Annotated in this window: 17 protein-coding genes; 4 read left to right on the plus strand and 13 right to left on the minus strand. The window is 63.8% G+C overall.

The window, feature by feature from the left end; translation table 11 throughout:
* Positions 1 to 72: 72 nt before the first annotated feature.
* From purD to J4D28_RS15255, 12 genes are all read right to left on the minus strand, one after another.
* Complete coding sequence (purD, locus tag J4D28_RS15200) at positions 73 to 1,368, minus strand: phosphoribosylamine--glycine ligase (RefSeq protein WP_016703772.1); 1,296 nt, start codon at positions 1,366 to 1,368, stop codon at positions 73 to 75.
* Positions 1,369 to 1,538: 170 nt separating this feature from the next.
* Positions 1,539 to 3,146 (minus strand): bifunctional phosphoribosylaminoimidazolecarboxamide formyltransferase/IMP cyclohydrolase, encoded by a 1,608-nt coding sequence (gene purH / locus J4D28_RS15205; RefSeq protein ID WP_016703773.1) that lies wholly within the window; start codon positions 3,144 to 3,146, stop codon positions 1,539 to 1,541.
* Positions 3,147 to 3,227: 81 nt separating this feature from the next.
* Positions 3,228 to 3,548, minus strand: coding sequence for a DNA-binding transcriptional regulator Fis (gene fis / locus J4D28_RS15210; protein ID WP_007921650.1), 321 nt, complete (start codon positions 3,546 to 3,548; stop codon positions 3,228 to 3,230).
* Positions 3,545 to 4,558 (minus strand): tRNA dihydrouridine synthase DusB, encoded by a 1,014-nt coding sequence (dusB, locus tag J4D28_RS15215; RefSeq protein WP_007921649.1) that lies wholly within the window; start codon positions 4,556 to 4,558, stop codon positions 3,545 to 3,547. The genes fis and dusB overlap by 4 nt, the downstream gene beginning before the upstream one ends.
* 196 nt (positions 4,559 to 4,754) lie before the next feature.
* The gene (locus tag J4D28_RS15220; protein ID WP_103331470.1) at positions 4,755 to 5,996 is read right to left on the minus strand and encodes a DUF3426 domain-containing protein; all 1,242 of its coding nucleotides are present in this window, start codon (positions 5,994 to 5,996) and stop codon (positions 4,755 to 4,757) included.
* 30 nt (positions 5,997 to 6,026) lie between these two features.
* Positions 6,027 to 6,905 (minus strand): 50S ribosomal protein L11 methyltransferase, encoded by an 879-nt coding sequence (prmA, locus tag J4D28_RS15225; protein ID WP_028681590.1) that lies wholly within the window; start codon positions 6,903 to 6,905, stop codon positions 6,027 to 6,029.
* 287 nt (positions 6,906 to 7,192) lie between these two features.
* Positions 7,193 to 8,548, minus strand: coding sequence for an acetyl-CoA carboxylase biotin carboxylase subunit (gene accC / locus J4D28_RS15230; protein ID WP_007921646.1), 1,356 nt, complete (start codon positions 8,546 to 8,548; stop codon positions 7,193 to 7,195).
* Between the two features lie 17 nt (positions 8,549 to 8,565).
* Positions 8,566 to 9,027, minus strand: a complete 462-nt coding sequence (gene accB / locus J4D28_RS15235; protein WP_009046774.1) for an acetyl-CoA carboxylase biotin carboxyl carrier protein — start codon at positions 9,025 to 9,027, stop codon at positions 8,566 to 8,568.
* A gap of 24 nt (positions 9,028 to 9,051) precedes the next feature.
* Positions 9,052 to 9,507 carry a type II 3-dehydroquinate dehydratase gene (aroQ, locus tag J4D28_RS15240; protein ID WP_007921644.1) on the minus strand — a complete coding sequence of 152 codons (456 nt, stop codon included), beginning with the start codon at positions 9,505 to 9,507 and terminating at the stop codon, positions 9,052 to 9,054.
* A gap of 134 nt (positions 9,508 to 9,641) precedes the next feature.
* Positions 9,642 to 11,435 (minus strand): protein-disulfide reductase DsbD, encoded by a 1,794-nt coding sequence (locus J4D28_RS15245; RefSeq protein ID WP_038630507.1) that lies wholly within the window; start codon positions 11,433 to 11,435, stop codon positions 9,642 to 9,644.
* 229 nt (positions 11,436 to 11,664) lie between these two features.
* Entirely contained in the window at positions 11,665 to 12,213 is a 549-nt protein-coding gene (locus J4D28_RS30705; RefSeq protein ID WP_404940395.1) for a methyl-accepting chemotaxis protein, read from the minus strand.
* Between the two features lie 1,468 nt (positions 12,214 to 13,681).
* Positions 13,682 to 15,346 carry a PleD family two-component system response regulator gene (locus tag J4D28_RS15255; protein ID WP_009041984.1) on the minus strand — a complete coding sequence of 555 codons (1,665 nt, stop codon included), beginning with the start codon at positions 15,344 to 15,346 and terminating at the stop codon, positions 13,682 to 13,684.
* 292 nt (positions 15,347 to 15,638) lie between these two features.
* Here J4D28_RS15255 and J4D28_RS15260 point away from each other — a divergent pair, with 292 nt between their 5' ends.
* The 4 genes from J4D28_RS15260 (at position 15,639) to speA (ending at position 19,955) form a co-directional block, all read left to right on the plus strand.
* A complete protein-coding gene (locus J4D28_RS15260) occupies positions 15,639 to 16,706 on the plus strand; it encodes a DUF2333 family protein (protein ID WP_009046777.1) in 1,068 nt (355 codons plus the stop codon).
* A 3-nt stretch (positions 16,707 to 16,709) separates the two neighbouring features.
* On the plus strand, positions 16,710 to 17,246 hold the full coding sequence (locus tag J4D28_RS15265; protein ID WP_028681586.1) for an NUDIX hydrolase: 537 nt from the start codon (positions 16,710 to 16,712) through the stop codon (positions 17,244 to 17,246).
* Between the two features lie 201 nt (positions 17,247 to 17,447).
* Positions 17,448 to 17,819 carry a translation initiation factor Sui1 gene (locus tag J4D28_RS15270; protein ID WP_007921638.1) on the plus strand — a complete coding sequence of 124 codons (372 nt, stop codon included), beginning with the start codon at positions 17,448 to 17,450 and terminating at the stop codon, positions 17,817 to 17,819.
* Between the two features lie 222 nt (positions 17,820 to 18,041).
* The gene (gene speA / locus J4D28_RS15275) at positions 18,042 to 19,955 is read left to right on the plus strand and encodes an arginine decarboxylase (RefSeq protein ID WP_009046779.1); all 1,914 of its coding nucleotides are present in this window, start codon (positions 18,042 to 18,044) and stop codon (positions 19,953 to 19,955) included.
* 61 nt (positions 19,956 to 20,016) lie between these two features.
* On the opposite strand, the gene J4D28_RS15280 is transcribed toward speA, so the two are convergent.
* Positions 20,017 to 21,363 (minus strand): MATE family efflux transporter, encoded by a 1,347-nt coding sequence (locus J4D28_RS15280; protein WP_103331472.1) that lies wholly within the window; start codon positions 21,361 to 21,363, stop codon positions 20,017 to 20,019.
* Positions 21,364 to 21,628: the final 265 nt, after the last annotated feature.

The raw sequence follows: 21,628 nt of genomic DNA on the forward strand, positions 1-21,628 counted from the left end.
AGATTATAACTATGCGCGGCGCTGGAGCCGTCCGGCAAGGGCCTGGGGCGCCTGCCGGACGGGAAGACAGGATTACTCCTGATTTTCGCCACGCTCGCGGGCAATGGCCCGGTAACCGATGTCTTTGCGGTAGAAGCAGCCTTGCCAATCGATCTTAGCTGCCAGTTGGTAAGCCTGCTGCTGCGCGGCACTTACGCTGTCGCCCAGGGCGGTGGCGCAGAGCACGCGGCCGCCGGAGGTTACCACTTGACCGTCCTTGAGCGCGGTACCGGCGTGGAAGACTTTGCCTTCCAGTTTGGCGGCTGCGTCCAGGCCTTCGATCACCGCGCCCTTGGCGTAGTCACCAGGATAGCCGCCAGCGGCCAGGACGATGCCCAGGCTCGGGCGTGGATCCCATTGCGCTTCGACCTTGTCCAGCGCCTGGGCCAGGGCGGCCTCGACCAGCAGCACCAGGCTCGACTGCAGGCGCAGCATCACCGGTTGGGTTTCCGGGTCGCCGAAGCGGCAGTTGAACTCGATGACCTTCGGGTTGCCGGCCTTGTCGATCATCAGACCGGCGTACAGGAAACCGGTGTAGACGTTGCCTTCGTCGGCCATGCCGCGCACGGTCGGCCAGATCACCTGGTCCATCACGCGCTGGTGCACGTCGGCGGTGACTACCGGAGCAGGGGAGTAAGCACCCATGCCGCCGGTGTTCGGGCCGCTGTCGCCGTCGCCGACACGTTTGTGGTCCTGGCTGGTGGCCATGGGCAGCACGTTCTTGCCGTCGACCATGACGATGAAGCTGGCTTCCTCGCCGTCGAGGAACTCTTCGATCACCACACGCGAACCGGCGTCGCCGAAGGCATTGCCGGCCAGCATGTCGCGCACGGCGTCTTCGGCTTCGGCCAGGGTCATGGCGACGATCACGCCCTTACCGGCGGCCAGGCCGTCGGCCTTGATTACGATCGGCGCGCCTTTTTCCCGCAGATAAGCCAGGGCCGGCTCGATCTCGGTGAAGTTCTGGTAGTCGGCGGTCGGGATCTTGTGGCGAGCCAGGAAATCCTTGGTGAAGGCTTTCGAACCTTCCAGTTGGGCCGCGCCAGCGGTCGGACCGAAGCAGTCCAGGCCACGGGAGCGGAACAGGTCGACCACGCCGGCGACCAGCGGGACTTCCGGACCGACGATGGTCAGGGAAACGTTCTTCTCGGCGAAGTCGGCCAGTTGCTCGAGGGCCAATACGTCGATGGCCACGTTCTCGCACTTGGCTTCGATGGCGGTGCCGGCGTTGCCCGGGGCAACGAAGACTTTCTCGACCCGTGGGTCTTGAGCGACTTTCCAGGCCAGGGCGTGTTCACGACCGCCGCTACCAATGATCAAAACGTTCAAGTCAGACTCCTTCGGAGGAAGCTATAAGCCGCAAGCTGCAAGTTAAGAGCAATCTGGATCGCTCTGAAGTGCTGCGTGCAGCTTTGAATTAGGAAGGCTGCAAGGGCAAGGCAAGAGCAACTGCGGTCGGCTCTGCCTTGTCGCTTGCAGCTTGAAGCTTGTGGCTGCTCTTAGTGGCGGAAGTGGCGCATACCGGTGAAGACCATGGCAATGCCAGCTTCATCGGCGGCGGCGATCACTTCGTTGTCGCGCATCGAGCCGCCTGGCTGGATCACCGCGGTGATGCCGACCTTGGCCGCGTTGTCGATACCGTCGCGGAACGGGAAGAACGCATCGGATGCCATGACCGCGCCCTGCACTTGCAGGCCGGCGTGTTCAGCCTTGATCGCGGCGATACGGGCGGAGTTCACGCGGCTCATCTGGCCAGCGCCGACGCCGATGGTCTGACGGTTCTTGGCGTAGACGATGGCGTTGGACTTGACGAACTTGGCCACTTTCCAGGCGAAGATCAGGTCGTGGATTTCCTGTTCGGTCGGGGCGCGCTTGGTCACCACTTTCAGGTCGTCGGCGCCGATCATGCCGATGTCGCGGCTCTGCACCAGCAGGCCACCGTTGACGCGCTTGTAGTCCCAGGCCGGAACACGGTCCGCCGACCATTGGCCGCAGGCCAGCAGGCGCACGTTGGCCTTGGCGGCAACGATGGCGCGGGCTTCCTCGCTGACCGAAGGGGCGATGATCACTTCGACGAACTGACGCTCGACGATGGCCTTGGCGGTCTCGGCGTCCAGTTCGCGGTTGAAGGCGATGATGCCGCCGAAGGCCGATTCGGTGTCGGTGGCGTAAGCCAGCTCGTACGCCTGGCGGATACCGCCTTCAGCGTCCGGGCTCACGGCCACGCCGCACGGGTTGGCGTGCTTGACGATGACGCAGGCCGGCTTGACGAAGCTCTTCACGCATTCCAGCGCGGCGTCGGTGTCGGCCACGTTGTTGTACGACAGCTCCTTGCCTTGCAGCTGGGTAGCGGTGGCGATGCCGACTTCGGCAGGCTTGGCTTCCACGTAGAACGCCGCACTCTGGTGCGGGTTCTCGCCGTAGCGCATTTCCTGGGCCTTGATGAACTGGCTGTTGAAGGTGCGCGGGAATTCGCTGCGGCCTTCGGTGGTCAGGGTCTCGGCCGCCTGGTTCACGGTGCCCATGTAGTTGGCGATCATGCCGTCATAGGCCGCGGTGTGTTCGAAGGCCTTGAGCATCAGGTCGAAACGCTGGGCGTAGGTCAGGCCGCCGGCCTTCAGGCTTTCCAGGACGTTGGCGTAATCGCTGGCATTCACCACGATGGCCACGTCTTTGTGGTTCTTGGCCGCCGAGCGGACCATGGTCGGGCCGCCGATGTCGATGTTCTCGATGGCGGTCGGCAGGTCGCAGCCCGGCTTGGAGATGGTGGCTTCGAACGGGTAGAGGTTGACCGCTACCAGGTCGATCGGCTTGATGCCGTGCTCGTTCATGATGGCGTCGTCGATACCGCGACGACCGAGGATACCGCCGTGGATTTTCGGGTGCAGGGTCTTCACCCGGCCATCCATCATTTCCGCGAAACCGGTGTAATCCGCGACTTCTACTGCGGCCACGCCGTTGTCCTGCAGCAGTTTGAAGGTCCCGCCGGTGGAGAGGATCTCCACGCCCAGGGCTTCCAGCTCCTTGGCGAATTCGAGGATCCCGGTCTTGTCGGAAACACTGATCAAGGCGCGGCGGATCGGCAGGCGGGTAGTCTGGTCGGTCATCTCAATTTCCATCAAAAGCAAAGGAGTCAGCAAAAAAGGCGACCGGTTTTACGCGGGCGCCTTTCTGGTTTGATTGAATGCTTACAGCAAATCGTACTGCTTGAGTTTCTTGCGCAGGGTGCCACGGTTCAGACCGAGCAGCTCGCTGGCCTTGGTCTGGTTGCCCTTGACGTAGTTCATCACGCTTTCGAGCAACGGAGCCTCGACTTCGGAGAGCACCAGGTTGTACACGTCCGTGACGGCCGCGCCCTCAAGGTGGGCGAAATAATTGTGCAGCGCCTTCTCGACACTCCCGCGAAGGGTCTGGCCTTCTTCGCTCGGTGTATTGAGGTGCTGTTTCAAATTCACGTTGTCGCTCACGGGTGCTGTTCCACTCACTAAAGTCTCGGTCATCATCGTCATGCGGCCACCCCCTCTCCGTCCCCTGTCACCAGGCTCTTGTAACGCTCGGCAAAGAACTCACGAACGTTGGCGCACTGTGCTTCCGTATCTTCCAAACGATTGAAGTGGGCGCGAAACTCCCTGGCGCCCGGCAGGGTTGCGAGATACCAGCCCACATGCTTGCGAGCAATGCGTACGCCCATGACATCGCCATAGAAGGCATGCAGCGCGGCCAGATGCTCAAGCAGAATACGTTCCACCTCGAACAGCTCAGGTGCCGGCAGGGTTTGACCGGTACGCAGAAAATGCTCGATTTCACGAAAAATCCATGGCCGCCCCTGAGCGGCCCGGCCAATCAACAGCCCGTCGGCACCGGTAGCGTCGAGGACGTAGCGGGCCTTTTCGGGCGAGTCGATATCGCCGTTGGCGAAGACCGGGATCGACACCGCCTGCTTGATCGCAGCGATGGTGTCGTACTCGGCAACACCGGTGTACAGGTCGGCCCGGGTCCGGCCATGGACCGCCAATGCCGTGATACCTGCCTGTTCGGCGATCTTCGCCACCGTCAGGCCGTTCTTGTTCGCCCGGTCCCAGCCGGTACGGATCTTCAGGGTGACCGGCACATCGACTGCGGCCACCACGGCCTGCAGGATCTCGTTCACCAGATCTTCATCTTTCAGTAACGCGGAGCCGGCGGCCTTGTTGCAGACCTTCTTTGCCGGGCAACCCATGTTGATATCAATAATCTGTGCGCCCAACTCGACGTTGGCGCGGGCGGCATCCGCCAGCATCTGTGCATCGCCACCGGCGATCTGTACCGAGCGCGGCTCGGGATCACCCTCGTGGATCATGCGCAGACGCGATTTGCGACTGTTCCACAAACTCATGTCGCTGGTGACCATTTCCGAGACTACAAGGCCTGCACCCAACCGCTTGCAAAGCTGACGAAAGGGCTGGTCGGTGACTCCCGCCATGGGGGCGAGAATCAAGCCGTTGTGCAATGTATATGGGCCGATGCGTACCGCCGACATAGGACTTCCCTGTTGTGGGGCCGGATCATGAGACTTCGAAAAAGGGTTGGCATGATACCCGCTCTCGATGACCGGATAAAGGCTGAATTGGATAAAATCTGAACAGTTATTCTGTTATCGCCAACGGTTTGGTCCGCTGGGCAGCAGTCAGAAAACCGTCGTCAATCCAGCGCGGCCTTTGCTCGGATGGCCCGTCTTACTCGGGCGAGTGAAAGCTTAGGCTGTAGTTGACGGCCTTGGGGCCCGGATCGAGGATGTCCAGCGCGATGTGGATCGGCGTCTGCGGCGGCATCTCCGACACGCCTTCGAGTTCACCCTTGACGTATTCGCCGGGCTTGAAGCGACGACTGGCGATCAGATGGCCGTTGAGGTCGGCGAAACGCAGCTCCAGCAGCGGGAAGGGCTGGGAGAACGGCGCGCGGTTGTAGATGATCGCATCCACTACCAGGGCGCCGCTGAAGTCCGGGTGGCTGCGCACCACCAGGTTGCTGCTCTTGATGCGACCGATATCGACCTTCGAGGGCACGGTGCAACCCAGTTCCGGGCACAGTTGCTGGAACCAGGGGCGGTACTGGTCCTGGCGCGCCAGTTCGTCGAAGTGATAGGCAATGTACTGGCCCGCCAGGCCGGCGGCGGCCAGCAGGATCAACAAACTCCAGAGCAGGCGGCGGCCCCAGGGCGAGCGGCGCTTTTGCCAGTCCAGCTGGATCGGGTCGTCTTCCAGGTCCAGCAGCACGGGGTCCGGCGCCTCGGGCTCGGCGCGGCCACGCTTGTTGCGTCGTGGCGTCGGGCTGGCTGTCGGCTCGATCTCATCGGGCTCGTCGGCCTTCAGGGAGCTGTGCGCTGGCATGGGCTCCAGGTCGTCGTCCGGGAGCAGGGAGGGCGCCTTGGGTTCGTCTTCCAGATCGTCCAGGTTGAAGGACAGCGACGGTTCGGTACGCCCGGACCGGCCGGCATCGACGGCGGCCGGCTCGGTTTTTTCGTCGAGGTCGTCGCTGCTGCCGGGTGGCTGGCTGAACAGGCTGTCGGGCCAGTGTTCCTCTTCGGCTTCCGGCTGGTCGCGGCGGGCACTGAGGGTGTCTTCCCTGGCGGCGCGCTCCTGGCCAAAGGCCTTGGTCGGCTGGATTTCCCGCTGTTCGAGCTTGGCCAGCTCCTCGTCCAGATCGAGGCTGTCCAGGTCGAGTTCGGTGGCGCTCCACTGCTTCTGGCTGATGGCGCGCGGTGGCGGCGGGGTCAGCGGTTCGGCAGGGGTGGCCGGTGTGGAAAGTGCAGCGACAGCGTCCTTGCCAGCGCGTTGCTCAAGCAACTGCCGTGCGGCGTTGAACACCTGCAGGCACGAGCCGCAGCGCACCACGCCCCGGGCCACGCTCAACTGAGCGTGGCTGACGCGGAAGCTGGTCTGGCAATGCGGGCACTGGGTGACGAAACTGTCGGTCATGCGGCGATCCGGTTCATGCAGGCGGCCATTCTAGCGCCGACGGCCGGTGATGCGTACCCAGCCATCGAGGTTGGCGATAGGATCCAGGTCGAAGTCCTGGGCGTAGGCGGCCGCGACTTCTTCACCCTGTTCGGCGAGGATGCCCGACAGCGCCAGGCGTCCGCCGCTCTTGACCAGGCGGGACAGTTGCGGCGCCAGGGAAACCAGCGGGCCGGCGAGGATATTGGCGACCAGCACGTCCGCCTGGACCTGTGGCAGGTCTTCCGGCAGATAGAGCGGGAATAGTTCTTCGGCGATGTTGTTGCGCCCGGCGTTGTCGCGGGAGGCTTCCAGGGCCTGCACGTCGATGTCGGTGCCCACCGCCTGCTTGGCGCCCAGCAGCAGGGCGGCGATCGCCAGGATCCCCGAGCCGCAACCGAAGTCCAGCACGTTGCAGCCTTTCAGGTCCTGGCCGTCGAGCCATTCCAGGCACAGCGCGGTGGTCGGGTGCGTGCCGGTGCCGAAGGCCAGGCCCGGATCGAGCAGCAGGTTGACCGCGTCCGGCTCGGGAGCGGCGTGCCAGCTGGGGACGATCCACAGGCGCTGGCCGAAACGCATCGGCTGGAAGTTGTCCATCCAGCTGCGTTCCCAGTCCTGGTCTTCGATCACTTCGCTGTAGTGTTCGGGCAGCGGGCTGCCGGTCAGCAGCTCAAGGTGGGCCAGCACGCTGGCGGCCTCGGTGCCGCCTTCGAACAGGGCCAGCAGGTGAGTGTGATTCCACAGCGGGGTGGTGTTGAGTTCCGGTTCGAAGATCGGCTGATCCTCGGCGTCCATGAAGGTCACCGAAACGGCGCCGACTTCAAGAAAAGCGTCTTCGTAGGTTTCGGCTTGTTCTGGGCTGATGGCGAGACGGACTTGCAGCCAAGGCATGGCGGGCACCTTTGAAATATGTAATGTGCAGCCTAGCGGGCTGCGAGAAGCGCGCAAGTTTACGCGAGCGAGGCGCAGAAGACGACACGCCAGGCGCCATTTCCACTTGCCCGCACCGCCTCTCTGTAGGAGCGAGCTTGCTCGCGATGCCTGCAGGGGCGCCGCGTAACACCAGGAAAATGCGTGTTGTCGCTGATGGCCCTATCGCGAGCAAGCTCGCTCCTACAGGGGGGGCAGAAACGACAAGGCCGCTCGAAAGCGGCCTTGTCGGTCTGGTGCGGTGTCGATCAGTGTTGACCGGCCAGCTTGTGCTCCAGGTAGTGAATGTTCACACCACCTTTGCAGAAGCCTTCGTCACGAGTCAGGTCGCGGTGCAGCGGAATGTTGGTCTTGATCCCGTCGACCACGATTTCGTCCAGCGCATTGCGCATGCGCGCCATGGCTTCTTCACGGGTTGCCCCGTAAGTGATCAGCTTGCCGATCAACGAATCGTAGTTCGGTGGAACCGCGTAACCGCTGTACAGGTGCGAGTCGACGCGTACGCCATTGCCGCCCGGAGCATGGAAATGCTTGACCGTGCCTGGGCTTGGCATGAAGGTTTTCGGGTCTTCGGCGTTGATCCGGCATTCCAGGGCGTGGCCACGAATGACTACGTCCTTCTGGGAGATCGACAGCTTGTTGCCAGCGGCGATGCTCAGCATCTCCTTGACGATGTCGACGCCAGTGACCATTTCCGATACCGGGTGCTCTACCTGCACGCGAGTGTTCATCTCGATGAAGTAGAAACGACCGTTCTCGTACAGGAACTCGAAGGTACCGGCACCGCGGTAGCCGATGTCGATGCACGCCTTGACGCAGCGCGCGAAGACTTCCTGGCGAGCGGTTTCGTCGATGCCCGGGGCCGGCGCTTCTTCAAGCACCTTCTGGTGACGACGCTGCAGGGAGCAGTCGCGGTCGCCCAGGTGGATCGCGTTGCCCTGGCCGTCGGACAGTACCTGGACTTCCACGTGGCGTGGGTTGGTCAGGAACTTCTCCAGGTAGACCATCGGGTTGCCGAACGCCGCGCCCGCTTCGGAGCGGGTCAGCTTGGCCGAGGAGATCAGGTCTTCTTCTTTATGCACCACGCGCATGCCGCGACCACCGCCGCCGCCAGCGGCCTTGATGATCACCGGGTAGCCGACTTCACGGCCGATGCGCAACGCGGTTTCTTCGTCTTCCGGCAGCGGGCCGTCGGAACCGGGAACGGTCGGTACACCGGCAGCGATCATCGCGTGCTTGGCCGATACCTTGTCGCCCATCAGGCGAATGGTCTCGGCTTTCGGGCCGATGAAGGCGAAGCCGGAGTTCTCGACCTGCTCGGCGAAGTCGGCGTTTTCCGCGAGGAAGCCGTAGCCTGGGTGAATGGCGGTGGCGCCAGTCACTTCGGCGGCCGCGATGATCGCCGGAATGTGCAGGTAGGAGTGCGCGGCGGAGGCCGGGCCGATGCAGACGGATTCGTCTGCCAGACCCAGGTGCATCAGTTCCTTGTCGGCCTTGGAGTAAACGGCGACGGTCTTGATACCCATCTCTTTGCAGGCACGCAGGATCCGCAGGGCGATTTCACCGCGGTTGGCGATCAGAACTTTTTCCAACTTCGCAGACATCGTTGGCTCTCCGCGGTTCAAACGATGGTGAACAGCGGTTGGTCGTACTCAACCGGCTGGCCGTCTTCGACGAGGATGGATTCGATCACACCGCTGGTTTCAGCTTCGATGTGGTTCATCATCTTCATGGCTTCGACGATGCACAGGGTGTCGCCTTTCTTCACGCTCTGGCCGACTTCAACGAAGGCTGGCGAGGTTGGCGAGGATTTGCGGTAGAAGGTGCCGACCATCGGCGAACGGGCAACGGTGCCGTTCAGCGCTGGGGCAGCTGGAGCTGCTGGTGCAGCGGCGGCGGCCGGAGCGGCAGCGGCAGGTGCGGCGGCCGGAGCAGCCATCGGTGCCGGTGCGTAGTACTGCTGGGCTGGAGTCTTGCTGTGGCGGCTGATGCGTACGGACTCTTCGCCTTCCTTGATCTCCAGCTCGTCGATGCCGGACTCTTCCAGCAGTTCGATCAGTTTCTTAACTTTACGGATATCCATGAATCATCAACTCCCAAGGGTCGGTCAGGGGCGTTTAGCTTGTTGTTCAAGCTGCTCTAGTGCGGCCTCCAGGGCCAGTCGGTAACCGCTGGCGCCAAGGCCGCAGATCACTCCCACCGCAACGTCGGAGAAGTAGGAGTGATGGCGGAAAGGTTCGCGTTTGTGCACGTTAGACAAATGCACTTCGATGAATGGGATGCTCACCGCCAGCAGCGCGTCACGTAATGCGACACTTGTATGCGTAAAAGCTGCTGGATTGATCAGAATGAAGTCCACGCCTTCATCGCGGGCAGCATGGATACGGTCGATCAATTCATACTCGGCGTTGCTTTGCAGGTAGAGCAAATGGTGGCCGGCCTCGCGAGCCCGGCGTTCCAGGTCCTGGTTGATCTCAGCCAGGGTGACTGCGCCGTAGACCCCCGGTTCACGGGTGCCGAGCAGGTTCAGATTGGGTCCGTGAAGCACCAGTAGGGTCGCCATCTGCCGTTCCTTGTTTTATCTGTGGGCCATTATTCAGAACCCGGCGACTATGCCGCAAAGCCTTTGTGACTGTCCAGTTCTCTGCAATAGGCAGCACGATGACCGATGTTTACGCGAAATATGTGACCAACTGACTAATTCCGGTCATTCGCTGCGGCAATGCGTTCGGCGAAGTCCGCGGCGCTGATTTCGCCGACTACGCGCACATCGGCACGTTCGACGCCATCTTTGCCGAAGAACATCAGCGCCGGCGGGCCGAACAGGTGGTAGCGGTCCAGCAGGGCGCGCTGTTCGCGGTTGCTGGCGGTGATATCGAAGCGGACCAGGCGATAGCCCTGCAGGCGTTCGACCACCTGGCGGTCGCCGAGCACCTCGCGTTCGATGACTTTGCAACTGATGCACCAGTCGGCGTACCAGTCGAGGAGCAGTGGGACACCCGCGTTTCGGGCATCGGCCAGGGCCTGGTCCAGCTCGCCCGGAGTGGTGACGGTCTGCCACTGGCCGGCGCTGGTTTTCTCAGGGCTGTTGCTGGTGGTCGCGACCGGTGCACGGGCGAGCGGGCTGAACGGATCGGTCTGGCCGCTGAATGCGCCGTACCAGCAGGCCAGGGCATACACCAGCAGGAACAGCCCGCACAGCTGCGCCAGGCGCGCGCGCGGTGCCTTGTAGACAAATTCCAGGGCGCCGAGAAACAGGCCGACGCCGGCCGCCAGCGCACCAATCAGCAACAGGCTGACCTGGCCCGGCAAGACCCGGCTCAGCAGGCCGATCGCCAGGCCGAGCAGCAGCACGCCAATGGCGTTTTTCACGTAGACCAGCCATGGCCCGCTTTTCGGCAGCCAGGCCGCGCCGCCGGTGGCCACCAGCAACAGCGGCGCGCCCATGCCCAGGCCCAGGGCGAACAGTTTCAGGGCGCCACCCAGGGCGTCGCCGCTGGCGCTGATATACAGCAGGGCACCCGCCAGCGGCGCCGAAACGCAGGGCGATACCAGCAGGCTGGACACCACGCCGAGAACCGCCGCGCCCCACAGCGAGCCGCCTTCGGTGCGCCCGGCAATGCGTTCCAGGCGTTGGCTGACAAAACGCGGCAGCTTGAGTTCGAAGACATCGAACATCGCCAGGGCGAACACGACGAAGAACAACGCAAAAGGCACCAGCACCCAGGCCGATTGCAGGCGCGCCTGCAAATTGAGCTGGGCGCCGAACAGCCCCATCAAGGCGCCGAGCAGGGCGAAACAGGCGGCCATCGGCAACACATAGGCCAGCGACAGATTGAAGCCGCGCCAGCCGCCGACCTGGCCCTTGAGGACCACGCCGGACAGAATCGGCAGCATCGGCAGGACGCAGGGAGTAAAGGTCAGGCCGATGCCGGCAAGGAAGAACAGCGCCAGTTCACGCCAGCTCCAGCCGGTTTTCCCACTGTCGGTAGCGGGGCTGCCGGCACTTGAGGCATTGGCAGAAGAGGCGGCGCCATCGATCTGCAAACGCTCGGTTTCCGGTGGATAACACAGGCCCTTGTCGGCGCAGCCCTGGTAGGTCACGACCAGGGTGAAGGCCCGTTGATCTGCGCCGGTACGCGGCAGTTCGACATCGACAATGCCGTGGTAGACCTCGACGTCGCCGAAAAACTCGTCGTGTTTCTGTTCACCCTTGGGCAGTTGGGCGGCACCCAGGGCGATGTCGGCGGGCTCGGCGCGGAACTGGAAGCGGTGGCGATAGAGGTAATAACCCTCGGTGGCGACAAAACGCAGCTTGATCGATTGCGGCGTGCTTTGTAGCAGGCTCAGCTGGAACGCTTCGCGCACCGGCAGGAAGTCGGCGCTGTTGTTGATCGAACCCAGGGTCGAACTGGGGCGGCTGTCCAGCAGCCCGGCGGCGGTCGCCGGCAGGGCAAGCACGAACAGCATCAGGCAAAGCAGGCGACGCATGGCAATCTCGCGAATCGAAGGTGTGCGCATGATAGCGGAGAGCGGCTGACTCTGCGCATGCGCCCTGTAGCCGCTGCCGAGCTTGCGAGGCTGCGATCGGTCTGGGCGGCATTCCGACGTAGCGGCCGCAAAGTCTGCAACCGTGCTCTTTCAGGCAAACCACATGGGTCGGCTTTGCGAGGACTGCGTCCTCGATCGCAGCCTCGCAAGCTCGGCAGCGGCTACAGGGTCAGACGCGGAACGCCTGCACCGCCGTGTGCAGCTGGCCGCCCAGGGCCAGCAGGTTCTCGCCCTGTTCGCGGCCTTCGCCGATGCGTTGCAAGTTATCCCCACCCAGTTGATGGATGCGCTCGCTGTGGTCGCGGATTTCGCTGACGGCGCCGCTTTGCTGGGCCGTGACATCGGCGATGCGGATGGCGGTGTCGGAGATGGTCTGGATCGCCCCGACGATTTCATCCAGCGCACCGTCGGCGGCCTGGGCCTGGCTGGCGGTGGCTTCGGCATGTTCGACCTGGGCGCGCATGCCCTCCACCGATTGCCGGGCAGCGGCCTGCAGGCCGGCGATCAGGGTCTGGATCTCGGCGGTGGCGCCAGCGGTGCGTTGTGCCAGGGAGCGCACTTCTTCGGCGACCACGGCAAAGCCGCGACCCATTTCCCCGGCCCGCGCGGCTTCGATGGCGGCGTTCAGGGCCAGCAGGTTGGTCTGGTCGGCAATGGAGCGGATCACCGTGAGCACGCCGCCGATGGTCGCCGACTCTTCGGCCAGCTGTTCGATCATCTGCGCGTTGCCCTGCACTTCGCCGACCAGGGCATGCAGCCCGGTCAGGCTCAGGCCAATCACTTTCTGCCCCTGTTCCACCGCCAGCCCGGCGCTGCGGCTGGCATCGGCGGCCTGGCTGGCATCGCCGGCGACTTGCTGGATGGTCGCTTCCAGCTCGCCCAGGGCGTCACGGATCTGCGCGGTATCCCCGGCCTGGCGCTCGGCGCCGCCGTGCAGGCCGCTGCTCAGGTCCGCCAGGGCGCGGCTGCTGCCGGCGACCTGTTCGGCGTTCTGCCGGATGGTGCCCACCAGGTCCACCAGGTAGGCGCGCAGACGGTTCAGGGATTCTTCGATGTCGTGCAGTTCGCGGTTGGTCCGGCCCAGCTGGATGTCGCGGCTGAAGTCGCCTTCGGCCCAGGTCGACAGGGCCGGCGCCAGGTTGGTCAGGACCCGCGCCAGGCGGCGCTGAAGGGTATCGATGACCAAGGCGATCAGCAGGATCAGGCCGATCATCAAACCCTGCATCAGCCGCACTTCGCTCTGGATCTGCCCATGCTGGGCGCGCACCACCGGTTCCAGCTCGGCGATGGCCTGCTGTACGGCAGTGATTTTCAGGTGGGTGGCGGCGCTGAGGTCGGCACGTTTCTGGATCTGTTCACGGGTGCGGTTCAGCTCGGCGGGGTAGCGACCGAGCAGGCTGTTGAGTTCGCGCTTGAGGCCGATGCCGGCGTCTTCGGTGGCGGCTTTCTCGGTGTTCTCCAGGCCCATCATGGCGGCGAAGTCATCGGTATTCGACTCGTTGCTGGCCGCGACACCCAGCAAGGGCAGGGCGTCCAGCTGCTCGGCCTGGGCGCGCATGTTGCTCACTTCGCGCTCGACATCGGCGGCCAGCTCGCTGCGGCCGCTGCTCACCAGTTTTTCCCGGGCCAGGGACAGCTTGCCCAGGTGTTGAGAGGCGCTCAGCAGCAGCGGCAGGTAGGTCGCGGCGCTCGGGTTGCTGGCGGCTCCGGTGGCGTATTGGCTCAGTTGTTCGAGGCTGGCCCCCAGCTCGCGCTCGGCCTGTAGCAGCAGCGCCTGTGGATCGCCGGCCAGTTTGCCGGCGGCCAGCAGGTCGGTCTTGCTGAATTCGGCCAGGCCCGAAAGGCTCGGGCGCAGGCTTTGCGCCAGTTCCGCGGGCAGTTCGCCGAGCTGGGCCTGCAGGGTTTCGATGGCCTGGCTGGCGCTGCTCAGGCGCAGGGCGTCGCCGCTGGCCAGGTAGTCCACGATGTTGCGCGCCGCCTGGTTCTGGAACTGCTGGGACAAGCCCAGGTAGCGTTCCATCAATAGATAGGGGCGTTCGAGGGCGCGTTGCGACCACCAGAGCGTGGCGCCCAGGGCCAGGCAAACGGCAACTAATAGCAGGGTATTGAGATTGGTCAGCAGCTTCAGGCGCATCGCGTTCTACCAACGACTTGAATGGTAAGCGCCTGAATTTATTGCGTTTGTATTACAGGGTTATGACCGAATCGGTGGATTCCGGTGAAAAAGTGGCGCTTTGATGGCGCGCCGCCTGGACGCGGTTTCGTCCGCTGTCCTTGGCGCGATAGAGCGCTTCGTCGGCCTGGCTGGCCATCATCAGGCTGTCGGAATCTTCCCGCAGTTCGACCACCCCGGCGCTGAAGGTGCACCACAGGTCCTGCGGCTGGGCCGGGTAGTGGATCTCGGCAAAGCGCTGGCGGATTTCATCCAGCACCTTGCAGGCGGCTTCCAGGTCGGTGTCGGGCATGACGATGGCGAACTCTTCGCCGCCGTAGCGGCCGATGAAGTCGGTCTTGCGCAGGCGCTGCTTGAGAAACAGCGCCAGGCTCTTGATCACCCGGTCGCCCATGGGGTGGCCGTGGCTGTCGTTGACCCGCTTGAAGTGGTCGATGTCGAGCATGGCGAAGCTCAGCGGCTTGTTCTCGCGGCGCGCGCGGAAGCTGCAGTCTTCCAGCAGTTGCAGGATATGGGTGTGGTTGTACAGCCCGGTCAGGCTGTCGCGGACCATGCGCGCCTTGAGGTTGCGCGCGCGGGCGGCGCGGTTGCGCACGGTGGTGATCAGGTGGCGCGGCTTGATCGGCTTAGTCAGGAAGTCGTCGCCGCCTTCGCTCATGGCGTCCAGCTGCTTGTCCAGGTCGTCTTCGGCCGACAGGTAGATGATCGGCACGCTGACATAACGGTCGTTATGGCGGATTACCTTGGCCAGTTCGGTGCCGGTACAGGCTGGCATGTACATGTCGAGAATGATCAGGTCCGGCTGGAAGTCGGCCAGTTCGGCCATCGCCTGGATCGGCTCGATCAGGGTCCGGGTGATGATCCCGGCGCTGTTGAGCAGGCGTTCGGTGTGCAGGGCCTGGGCGCGGGAGTCGTCGATGATCAGCACTTTATAGGGTTCGTACTGGGCGACGCAGGTGAGGATCTCGATCTTCTCCAGCAGGCTCGAAGCCTCCAGGGTACCGGTGAGGAACTCCTGGCCGCCGGCGCGCACGGCGGCCAGGCGGGTCGGGGTGTCGGTTTCGTGGAGGCTGAAGAACAGCAGGGGCAGCTTCTGCTCCAGGCCTTCCTGGGCTTCGGCGGCCAGTTGCAGGCCCATGCCGTTGCCACAGAAATCGACGTCGATGACGATCGCCGCGGGCAGACGCTCGACCATCGAGGCGCGAAACGCGGCGATGCTGTCCAGGGACTGGGCGCTAAGGCCGAAGAATTCCAGCTGCTTGGCCAGGCGCTCGCCGCGATCGTGATCTTGCAGCATCACGTAGATCGGCTTGCGCAGGGGCGGCAGGAAGGTCTGTTCCAACTGGTCGCCATGGCGCAGGCCGGTGCGCGACAGGCGTTGCATCAGGCGGTTGAGGTCGGTGATCAGGCCGCTGCTCAGGCGCCCGCGGTTGGCGTCCACCGCTTCCAGCGAATCGCTGATGCTGCGCGCCAGTTGGGTATGTTCGGGTTGCTCGAAGCGTTCGGCGAAACGCAGCAGGCGCAGGTTGGCCTCGCTGAGTTCGGACATGTCGGCGGTCGACCATTCGCTGCGCTGCAGGCGCTGCCATATCTCGAGGATCTGACGAGCCTGGTGAATTACCCGCTGGGCAAAGTGGTGCTTGAGGCGCTCACGGCTGGGGTCTTCTGGCTCGGTCATATCCTGACTACTAGTTAGGGTGCATGCTGAGATCGACTGGTGGCTCTATGCTAGCACCTCTTATGGATTGTACGAGTGTCGTACGTCAACAATCTGCAAAGCGACCTTATTCAGTTCCCGACCGACTGGTCGCATAGGTTCTGAACTGTGCTTCATTTATAGTGGCCGCTCGATATGCACCCGGCATGTGGCGTCTTGCGCGGTGGATGATTTTTAATCCGCTCGGTTCGAGGCACGATGGAGCAGGGTTGTGGTCGAACCGATGAACCCAAGTGATTGAAAGGATATAGCCATGCTGGACTGGAAGAACCGCGCGGGCAGCGCGCCGGATCGTGCTGCCGAACCCAAGTCGGCGACACGCAGCTACTTTGGTGGCCTGCTGTTCAGCCGCGCCCTGGGCACCCTGCTGGCCCTGTACCTGCTGGTGGCCGGTGCCCTGGGCTGGTACTGGAGCCAGGAACCGTCGCTGTTCCCGGTCCAGCAAGGCGCGCAGGTTGCCGCCGAGAAGGAAGGCAAGCAGATGGTCGTGGGCTACACCACGGTGGAAACCCTCAAGACCGTGGCCGGCACCCTGCTGAACAAGCCGGGTGGCTATATCTCCAACGACCGTTTCCCGCCGGGCCTGTGGATGGACAACATGCCGAGCTGGGAATACGGCGTGCTGGTGCAGGTCCGCGACCTGACCCGTGCCTTGCGCAAGGACTTCGCCCGCTCCCAGTCGCAGTCCGCCGAGGACGCCGACCTGGCCAAGGCCGAGCCACGCTTCAACTTCGACAACAAGAGCTGGGTGCTGCCGTCCAGCGAGTCCGAGTACCAGGAAGGCATCAACTCCCTGAGCCGCTACCAGGCACGCCTGTCCGACCCGGAGCAGAAGAGCGCGCTGTTCTATGCCCGTGCCGACAACCTGAACAACTGGCTGGGTGACGTCGGGACCCGCCTGGGTTCGCTGTCCCAGCGCCTGTCGGCCAGCGTCGGCCGGGTCAAGCTCAACACCGCGCTGAAAACCGAAGTCCCGGCGCCGGGCCAGTCGCCGCAGGTCGACGAAGAGGTGGTGGAAACCCCTTGGATGCAGATCGACAACGTGTTCTACGAAGCGCGCGGCCAGGCCTGGGCCCTGTCGCACCTGCTGCGCGCCATCGAGGTCGACTTCGCCGACGTACTGGCCAAGAAGAACGCCACCGTCAGCGTGCGTCAGATCATCCGTGAACTGGAGGCGTCCCAGGAAACGCTGTGGAGCCCGATGATTCTTAACGGCAGCGGCTTTGGCGTGCTGGCTAACCACTCGCTGGTCATGGCCAACTATATTTCCCGGGCCAACGCGGCGGTCATCGACTTGCGTCAATTGCTCAACCAGGGTTGATTCATGGTGGTTACCTCCAATGAGGCCGCGCATCGCGCGGCCTCCGATGCCGAACAAGTCGCCTGGGTCGATGGCGAAGACCAGTTGCTGGGCGCGCTGGCCCGCTCGGAGTTGCGCGAGCGTGGCCTGATCGGGCGCGGCACCTATATCCTGCTGTTCAATTCCGCCGGTGAGCTGTGCGTGCATCGGCGCACCCTGAGCAAGGCCCTCTACCCCGGTTACTGGGACGTGGCCGCGGGCGGCATGGTGCTGGCCGTCGAAAGCTACGCCGAATCGGCGGCCCGTGAGCTGGAGGAAGAACTGGGGGTGAGCGGGGTGGAGTTGACCGCCCACGACCACTTCTTTTTCGAAGACACCGGCAATCGCCTCTGGTGTTCGGCCTTTTCGGCGGTCTGGGACGGGCCTTTGCGCCTGCAGCCGGAAGAGGTGCTGGAAGCGCGCTTCATTTCGATCGACGAAGTGATGCGGGAAATCGCCGAAAAGCCCTATTGCCCGGACTCCCTGGCGGCCTTGCAGCGCTATCTGGCGCGGCGTCGTTAAAGTTGTATAAATTGGCGCGCTTAGGCTCTTAGCAAGTCGGCTTTTTGCCGTTACACTGCGCGACCTTTTTCAAGCTGAGCCGGCGCTGCCTTTATAAGCGCGGTCGGTCCAGTAGCGCTGCCCCTGCCTGAGTGGGGCTTCGCGGTCGATGGCACAGGCCATGTGCTTCGACCAGTCTTTGTCCTCCCAAGAGGATTGCCGGTGGCCAAAAAAGCCGCATCCTTCGCCGCCCTTGGTGGCCTGGTATTTTCCACCGACGCAGGTCGACATTGCCCGGACTGTAGCCAGCCGGTGGCAGCCTGCATCTGCAAACAAACCGTTATCCCTGCCGGCGACGGCATCGCTCGCGTGCGCCGCGAAAGCAAGGGCCGCGGCGGCAAGACGGTGACCACCATCACCGGCGTGCCGTTGGCCGAAGACGCGCTCAAGGAGCTGGCGACCACGTTGAAGAAACGTTGTGGCACAGGTGGCGCGTTGAAAGACGGCGTCATCGAGATCCAGGGCGATCATGTCGAGCTACTCTTGGCAGAGCTGATCAAGCACGGTTTCAAGGCGAAGAAGTCCGGCGGCTAGCAGCCTCTGTGAAAACCACCCCCGACTTGATGCAGCCCTGATCCGATTCAGGTTGCCGTCGTCTTCATGGTTTTCACAGAGCCTGTTCATGACCGGTTTCTAAACTCAGCGCTGTAACCGAGGTCTACGTCCTCGTTGCAGGCTAATCGTCATTTTCATTCTTTAGACTGCGCCAGCCCCGGACCGGGGTGGCGCTCTATGACTTCTTTATAGGGGACTTCGATGTCCGTACGACGCACACGCAAAGACGATGGCAGCCAATGGACAGTTGCGGACAGCCGCAGTGTTTATGGGATTCGCCATTGGGGGGCCGGGTATTTCGCGATCAATGACGCCGGTCGCGTCGAAGTTCGTCCGAACGGCCCGAACAGTTCGCCTATCGACCTGTTCGAACAAGTCGAGGAGCTGCGCAAGAGCGGCTTGTCCCTGCCGCTGCTGGTGCGCTTCCCGGATATCCTGCAGGACCGCGTGCGCCAGCTGACCGGTGCCTTCGACGCCAACATCGAGCGCCTGGAATACCAGAGCAAGTACACCGCGCTGTACCCGATCAAGGTCAACCAGCAGGAAGCGGTGATCGAGAACATCATCGCCACCCAGAACGTCTCCATCGGCCTGGAAGCCGGCTCCAAGCCCGAGCTGCTGGCGGTGCTGGCGCTGGCGCCGAAAGGCGGGACCATCGTCTGCAACGGTTACAAGGACCGTGAGTTCATCCGCCTGGCGCTGATGGGCCAGAAGCTGGGCCACAACGTGTTCATCGTGATCGAGAAGGAATCCGAAGTCGCCCTGGTGATCGAAGAGGCCGCCACGCTCAAGGTCAAGCCGCAGGTCGGCCTGCGCGTGCGCCTGTCGTCCCTGGCATCGAGCAAGTGGGCCGACACCGGCGGCGAGAAATCCAAGTTCGGCCTGTCGGCGGCGCAGCTGCTGTCGGTGGTCGAGCGTTTCCGCAGCGCCGGCCTGGACCAGGGCATCCGCCTGCTGCACTTCCACATGGGTTCGCAGATCGCCAACCTGGCGGACTACCAGCACGGCTTCAAGGAAGCCATCCGTTACTACGGCGAGCTGCGCAACCTCGGCCTGCCGGTAGATCACATCGACGTCGGCGGCGGCCTGGGCGTGGACTACGACGGTACCCACTCGCGCAACGCCAGTTCGATCAACTACGACATGGACGACTATGCCGGTGTCGTGGTCGGCATGCTCAAGGAATTCTGCGACGCGCAGAGCCTGCCGCATCCGCACATCTTCTCCGAGAGCGGTCGTTCGCTGACCGCGCACCACGCCATGCTGGTGGTGCAGGTGACCGACGTCGAGAAACACAACGACGACGTGCCGCTGATCGAGAACAAGGAAAGCCTGCCGGAAACCGTGCAATGGCTGGTGGACCTGCTGGGCCCGACCGACATCGAGATGGTCACCGAGACCTACTGGCGCGCCACCCACTACATGAGCGACGTGGCCGCCCAGTACGCCGACGGCAAGCTGACCCTGGCCGAAAAAGCCCTGGCCGAGCAGTGCTACTTCGCCGTGTGCCGGCGCCTGCACAACTCGCTGAAGGCGCGCCAGCGTTCGCACCGCCAGGTGCTGGACGAACTCAACGACAAGCTGGCCGACAAGTACATCTGCAACTTCTCGGTGTTCCAGAGCCTGCCGGACACCTGGGCCATCGACCAGGTCCTGCCGATCATCCCGCTGCATCGCCTGGACGAAGAGCCGCTGCGCCGCGCCGTGCTGCAGGACCTGACCTGCGACTCCGACGGCAAGATCAACCAGTACGTCGACGAGCAGAGCATCGAGACCAGCCTGCCGGTGCATGGCCTGAAAGAGGGTGAGGACTATCTGCTGGGCGTGTTCCTGGTCGGTGCCTACCAGGAGATCCTCGGCGACATGCACAACCTGTTCGGCGATACCGACTCGGTGAACATCTACCAGAACCCGAACGGCACCGTGTACCACGCCGGCATCGAGACCCACGACACCATCGAAGACATGCTGCGTTACGTGCACTTGTCGCCGGAAGAGCTGATGACGCACTACCGCGACAAGGTGGCCAGCGCGAAGATCAGCGCCAGCGAGCGTACCCAGTTCCTCGACGCCCTGCGTCTGGGCCTGACCCGCTCGTCGTACCTGTCTTCCTGATAGGTCGACCGTTCGAAAAAAACCACCGCTTGCGGTGGTTTTTTTATGCTCGCCGGAAGGCTCAGCGGGCCGGAGCGAACCAGCCGTCGTGCCGGCGCAGCCCCAGGGCGAAGGCCAGCAGGGTCAGGCTGCGCACCAGCATGAACAGCAGGAAGGTCAGCCACAGGCCGTGGTTGCCCAGGCCCTGCAAGGCCCAGGCGCAGGGCAGGGTGATGAGCACGCTGAGCAGCATGCCGTTGCGCATTTCCCGGGCGCGGGTGGCGCCGATGAACAGGCCGTCCAGCAGGTAGCTCCAGACCGCGATCAGCGGCAGGGCGGCGAGGTAAGGCAGGTAGATGAAGGCGGTCTGGCGCACTTCGGCGATATCGGTCTGCATCTCGATGAACAGGTGCCCGGCGCACAGGAACAGCACGGCAAAGCCGAGGCTGGCCAGCAGCGACCAGCCGCCGGCCACCACCAGCGAACGGCGCAGGGCCAGGCGATCGCGGGCGCCGATGGCGTGGCCGCACAGGGCTTCCACCGCATGGGCCAGGCCGTCCAGGGCGTGGGCGGTCAGCAGCAGGCCGTTGAGCAGCAGGGCGTTGGCGGCCACGGTGGCGTCCCCCAGGCGCGCGCCTTGCACGGTGATCAGGAAGAACACCGATTGCAGGGCCAGGCTGCGAATGAAGATGTCGCGGTTGACCGCCAGCAGCGGTCGCCAGCTGGCCCAGCGCTGCAGCGCCGCCCAGGCAATCCGCCCCGGATAGGCGCGCAGGGCCGAGCGGGTCATGGCCAGGCCGATCAGCGCGCCGGTCCATTCGGCGATCACCGAGGCCCTGGCCGAGCCGGCCACGCCCCAGTCCAGGCCCAGCACGAACCACAGGTTGAGGGCGATGTTGATCAGGTTGGTGCTCAACAGGATCGCCAGCGGCGCGCGGGCGTTCTGCGTGCCGAGGAACCAGCCGACCAGGGCCATGCTGGCCAGCGCCGCCGGCAGCCCGAGCAGGCGGGTATGGAAGAAGGTCCGGGTCATTTCGTCCAGCTCGGCCGAAGGCTGCATCAACTGCAAGGCCGCGCCGCTCAGCGGCACGCCTATGGCGCCTAGCAGCAGGGCCAGCCCCATGGCCAGCAGCAGGCCTTGTACCAGGATCTGCCGCAGCGCCGCACCGTCGGCGCGCCCGGCGGCCTGGGCGGCAAAGCCGGTGGCGCCCATGCGCAGAAAACCCATGGCCCAGGCCAGGAAGGTATAGAGGCTGGCGCCGACCGCCACCGCGCCGAGCTGGTGGGCGTGAGGCAAATGGCCGATGACGGTGCTGTCGACCAGCGCCACCAGCGGCACGGAAATATTGGAAAGAATCATCGGCGCGGCCAGCGCCCACACCCGACCATGGGTCGGACGGTGGCGCCAGGCAGAAATCAGGCTGGACATGCAGGCTCCTTGCGAGAGCCGGCATTGTAGCTGCTTGCCCGGCCGGCCATGCCACCCCAATCACGCCGCAAATCCTGTAGGAGCGAAGCTTGCTCGCGATTGGCGTCGGCATGTTCGGCCATTGCTTACGGATCTGCTCAGGCAGCGCAAGCGCCGCTTGCGGCTGATCGAGAGCAAGCTTCGCTCCTACAAAGAAGCTGCGGGTGATGGGCCCTCTATCGATCAATGTGCGCTGCGCCACAGCCAGCCGGACGGCGGTGAGATA

The organism is Pseudomonas sp. GW531-T4, from assembly GCF_017349615.1.
GTDB classification, from domain to species: Bacteria; Pseudomonadota; Gammaproteobacteria; order Pseudomonadales; family Pseudomonadaceae; genus Aquipseudomonas; species Aquipseudomonas chlororaphis_I.